Below are 4,451 nucleotides of genomic sequence, written 5' to 3'. Positions count from 1 at the left end.
CGGGCGGTGTCGCGGCGGGCGGGGTGTCCCGGCGACGGTGGCGCAAGGCGAACTCGGCCACCGCCTGCACGTCATCTTCCGCGATCGCCTCGGCGCCGCGCCAGGCCGCATGCGCCCGCGCCGCCCGCAGCCAGACCAGGTCGGCGCGCAGGCCATCCACCCCAGCGGCAAAGCAGCGCTCGGTGATCCAGGCCAGCGCCTGGTCATCCAGCTCGATACCCGCCAGGCGCTGGCGCGCCGCCTGGCAGCGCTCGCGCAACCGTGCCTGGGGCGCGGCCCATTGCGCGCAGAACGCCTGGGGATCACTGTCGAAGGCCAGGCGCCGGCGGATGATCTGCTGGCGCGCCTCGGGCTCGGGCTGCCCTTCAAGCGCGATATTGAGCCCGAAGCGGTCGAGCAGTTGCGGGCGTAGCTCGCCTTCCTCCGGATTCATCGTGCCGATCAGCACGAAGCGTGCACTGTGGCGGTGGGAAATCCCGTCCCGCTCGATGCGGTTGGTGCCGCTGGCGGCCACATCCAGCAGCAGGTCGACCAAATGGTCGGGCAGCAGGTTGACCTCATCGACGTACAGCACCCCGCCGTCGGCGTGGGCCAACACCCCCGGCGAAAACTGCGCCTTACCCTGCCCGAGCGCGGCATCCAGGTCGAGCGAGCCCACCAGGCGCTCTTCCGTCGCACCCAGCGGCAGGGTCACGAAGGGGCCTTCTCCCAGCAGGTCGGCCAGCCCCCGCGCCAGGGTGCTCTTGGCCATGCCCCGCGGGCCCTCGATCAGCACGCCGCCGATCTTCGGGTCGATGGCGGTCAGGCACAGCGCGAGCTTAAGCGCTTCGGCGCCCACCACGGCGGCCAGGGGAAACTGTACGGGTTCGGTCATTTCAAGCCTCTTCCTCGCCCGCCAGCAACTGCGCCTCGAGGGCCTCGCGATAGCTGCCCGGCTCTTGCCACAGGCCGCGCTGCTGGGCCTCGATCAGGCGCTCGGTGATATCGCGCAGGGCCTCGGGATTGTGCTGGCGGATGAAATCGCGGGTCGCCGGATCGAGCACATAGGCCTCGGCCAGCGACTGGTAATGGTGATCGTCGATCAGGTGCGTGGTCGCGTCGAAAGCGAACAGGTTGTCGACGGTGGCAGCCAGCTCGAAGACGCCTTTGTAGCCATGGCGCTTGATGCCATCGATCCACTTGGGGTTGAGCGCGCGGGCGCGGATCACCCGGTTGAGCTCTTCCTTGAGCGTGCGGATGCGCGGACGGTCGGCCTGGCTGTGGTCGCCGTGGTAGCTGGCCAGCGTGCGGCTGGTCTGGGTCTCGGCGGCCGCGAGCATGCCGCCCTGGAACTGGTAATAGTCGTTGGAGTCGAGCAGGTCGTGCTCGTGGTTGTCCTGGTTCTGCACCACCGCCTGCACCTGGGACAGGCGCCGGGCGAACTCGGCGCGCGCGGGCGTGCCTTCGTCAGCAGCCCCGTAGGCATAGCCGCCATGGTTGAGGTAGACCTCGGCGAGGTCTTCGCGAGTGTGCCACAGGCGGCCATCGATGGCGTTCTGCACGCCGGCTCCGTAGGCGCCGGGCTTGGCGCCAAAAATGCGCCAGCCAGCCTGGCGCGCGGCCTGTCCCGCCTCCACGCCCTGGGCCAGCAACGCCTCGCGCTCGGCCCGTACCTTGGCGGCCAGCGGGTTGAGGTCGTCGGGCTCGTCCAGGGCAGCCACCGCTTGCACCGCCGCGTCAAACAGGCGGATCAGGTTGCCGAAGGCATCGCGGAAGAAGCCGGACACGCGCAAGGTCACGTCGACCCGCGGCCGGTCCAGCAGGCTCACGGGGAGGATCTCGAAGTCGTCGACCCGCTGGCTGCCGCTGGCCCAGACCGGGCGCACGCCCAGCAGGGCCATGGCCTGGGCGATGTCGTCGCCGCCGGTGCGCATGGTCGCCGTGCCCCACACCGACAGGCCAAGTTGACGCAGGTGATCGCCGTGGTCTTGCAGGTGGCGTTCGAGAATCAGGTTGGCCGAGGCGAACCCGAGGCGCCAGGCGGTGGCGGTCGGCAGGTTGCGCACATCGACGGTATAGAAGTTGCGTCCGGTGGGCAGCACATCAAGACGCCCCCGGCTCGGCGCGCCACTGGGCCCGGCCGGCACGAAGCGGCCGGCCAGCGCCGCCAGCAGGCCGTCGATTTCCGCCGGGCCGCATGCGTCCAGGCTCGGCGCCACCTGTTCGGCGAGGCTGTCGAGCACAGCCTGCACCGGCTGCCATTGTGGCGCTTGGGGTGCCTGCGCCTGCCCGGCCAACGTGGCCTCGATCAGGCGCATGGCCAGCAGCTCGAGCCGCTCGCGGGTATCACCGCAGGTGCGCCAGGGCTCGTCGCTCACGCTGAGCAGCAGCGCCGGGCGTACCCCTTGCCACGGCTGGCCAAGGTCGGCGTCAAGCGGGTCGAAGCCCAGCTCCAGCGCCTTGGCCAGCGCGCGGATCAGGCTCGCGTTGCCCCCGCGCCCATCACCGCGGGCCACGCGCAACAGGGCCAGCAGCGTGTCCAGGCGCAAGCGCCCTTGGGGCGACTGGCCGAACACGTGCAGGCCATCGCGAATCTGCGATTCCTTGAGGTCGCACAGATAGGTGTCCAGGCGTGGCAGCCACACATCGGCATCATCGAGCGCGCCTTCGAGCTGCAACTCGCGGTCGATGTGGTTGGCCTTGACCAGGTCGAGGATGTCGCGCTGCAGCTCGCGGGCACGCCGCGGGTCGAGCAGCTGCGCATCGTAATATTCGTCGGCCAGGCGTTCCAGGTGACGCAGCGGCCCATAGGTTTCGGCGCGGGTCAGCGGCGGCATCAGGTGATCGATGATCACTGCCTGCGTGCGGCGCTTGGCCTGGGCGCCCTCCCCCGGGTCGTTGACGATGAACGGGTAGATGTTCGGCAGCGGGCCGAGCAACGCATCGGGCCAGCACTCGGCGGACAGGCCCACCCCCTTGCCCGGCAGCCACTCCAGGTTGCCGTGCTTGCCGACGTGGACCAGCGCGTCGGCGGCATAGGCATGACGCAGCCAGAAGTAGAACGCCAGGTACCCATGAGGCGGCACCAGGTCAGGATCATGGTAGACCGCGCTGGGGTCGACCTGATAACCGCGGGCGGGCTGGATGCCGACGAAGGTCAGGCCAAAGCGCAGCCCGGCGATCATCATCCGGCCGCTGCGGCACATCGGGTCTTGCTCGGGCGGGCCCCAGCGCTCCAGGACGGCCTGCTGGTTGGCGGCGGGCAGCGCGGCGAACGCGGCTTGGTAGTCGGCCAGCGCGAGGCTCTGGGCGCAGGGGCGCTGGTCGAGGTGGTCGAGGTCGTTGGTCACCCCGCCCAGCAGCGCGTGGATCAGCGCGGTACCGCTGCACGGCAGCTCACCAATGGGATACCCCTGTTGCTTGAGCGCCTGCAGGATGTTCAACGCCGCGGCCGGGGTATCCAGGCCCACGCCATTGCCGATGCGCCCGTCGCGGGTCGGGTAGTTGGCCAGCACCAGGGCCACACGCTTTTGCCCGTTGGGCACGCGCGCCAGCTCGACCCAGTGCCGGGCCAGCTCGGCGACAAAATCCATGCGCTCCAGGTGCGGCCGGTAGCAGACCACGTCCGACTGGCTGCGCTCGCTGCGCCAGGCCAGGTCCTTGAAGCTGATCGGCCGGGTGATGATGCGCCCGTCCAGCTCAGGCAGGACGATGTGCATGGCGAGGTCGCGCGCACCCAGGCCCTGCTCGCTGTCCTCCCAGCCGGGCTGGTTGTCCTGGGCGCAGATCGCCTGCAGCACCGGGATGTCCCGCCTGAACGGCCGCAGGTTGGGCTGCTCGGGGCTGGACAGGGCGAAGCCGGTGGTGTTGATGATCACCTCGGCACCGCTTTCGTCCATCCAGGCCTCGACCTGGGCGAGACAGGCGGCTTCCTTGAGGCTGGCCACGGCGATAGGCAGCGGGTTGAGCCCCGCGCCGGCCAGCCGCTCGCAGAACGCATCTATAAAGGCAGTGTTGGCCGCTTGCAGGTGCGAGCGGTAGAACAGCACGGGCGCCACGGGCTGGTCCGGGTGCCACTGGCCGAACCAGTCGGCCAGGCAGGCGCTGGCCTTGTCCGGGTGGTAGACCGCGGTGCGGGGCAGTTGCTGCGGTTCTTCCCAGGCATAGGCGCGATCCAGCCAAAGACTGGCAAGGCACTTGAACAGGTTCTGGGCGTTGGCCTTGCCGCCCTGGCGCAGGAAATGCCAGAGCCGTTCGGCCTCGGCACCGGTCACCGTGCCCAGGCCCATGAGCTCTGGGTCGGGACGGTCGTCGCCAGGCACCAGGATCAGCTGCACGCCTTGCTCGGCCAGGCTGACGAGCTGCTCGACGCCATAGCGCCAGTAGCCGACGCCGCCGTGCAGCGACACCACGATAACCTTGGCGTGGCGCAGCACCTGGTCGACATAGAGGTCGACCGAGGCGTGATTCTG

At 69.6% G+C, this 4,451-nt stretch carries 2 protein-coding genes; both read right to left on the bottom strand.

Annotated features, from left to right (window positions below):
• Positions 1–874 (bottom strand): ATP-binding protein (locus VJS90_RS04255; RefSeq protein ID WP_324119398.1); only part of this gene is annotated, 874 nt, incomplete at its 3' end.
• A 1-nt stretch (position 875) separates the two neighbouring features.
• On the bottom strand, positions 876–4,451 hold a 3,576-nt coding region (cobN, locus tag VJS90_RS04250), incomplete at its 5' end, for a cobaltochelatase subunit CobN (protein WP_324119397.1).

Origin of the sequence: Pseudomonas sp. (assembly GCF_035277045.1) — a bacterium.
Taxonomy (GTDB): Bacteria; Pseudomonadota; Gammaproteobacteria; order Pseudomonadales; family Pseudomonadaceae; genus Aquipseudomonas.
The sequence above is the reverse complement of the archived record's forward strand: the minus strand, read 5'-3'. Positions and strand labels throughout refer to the sequence as shown.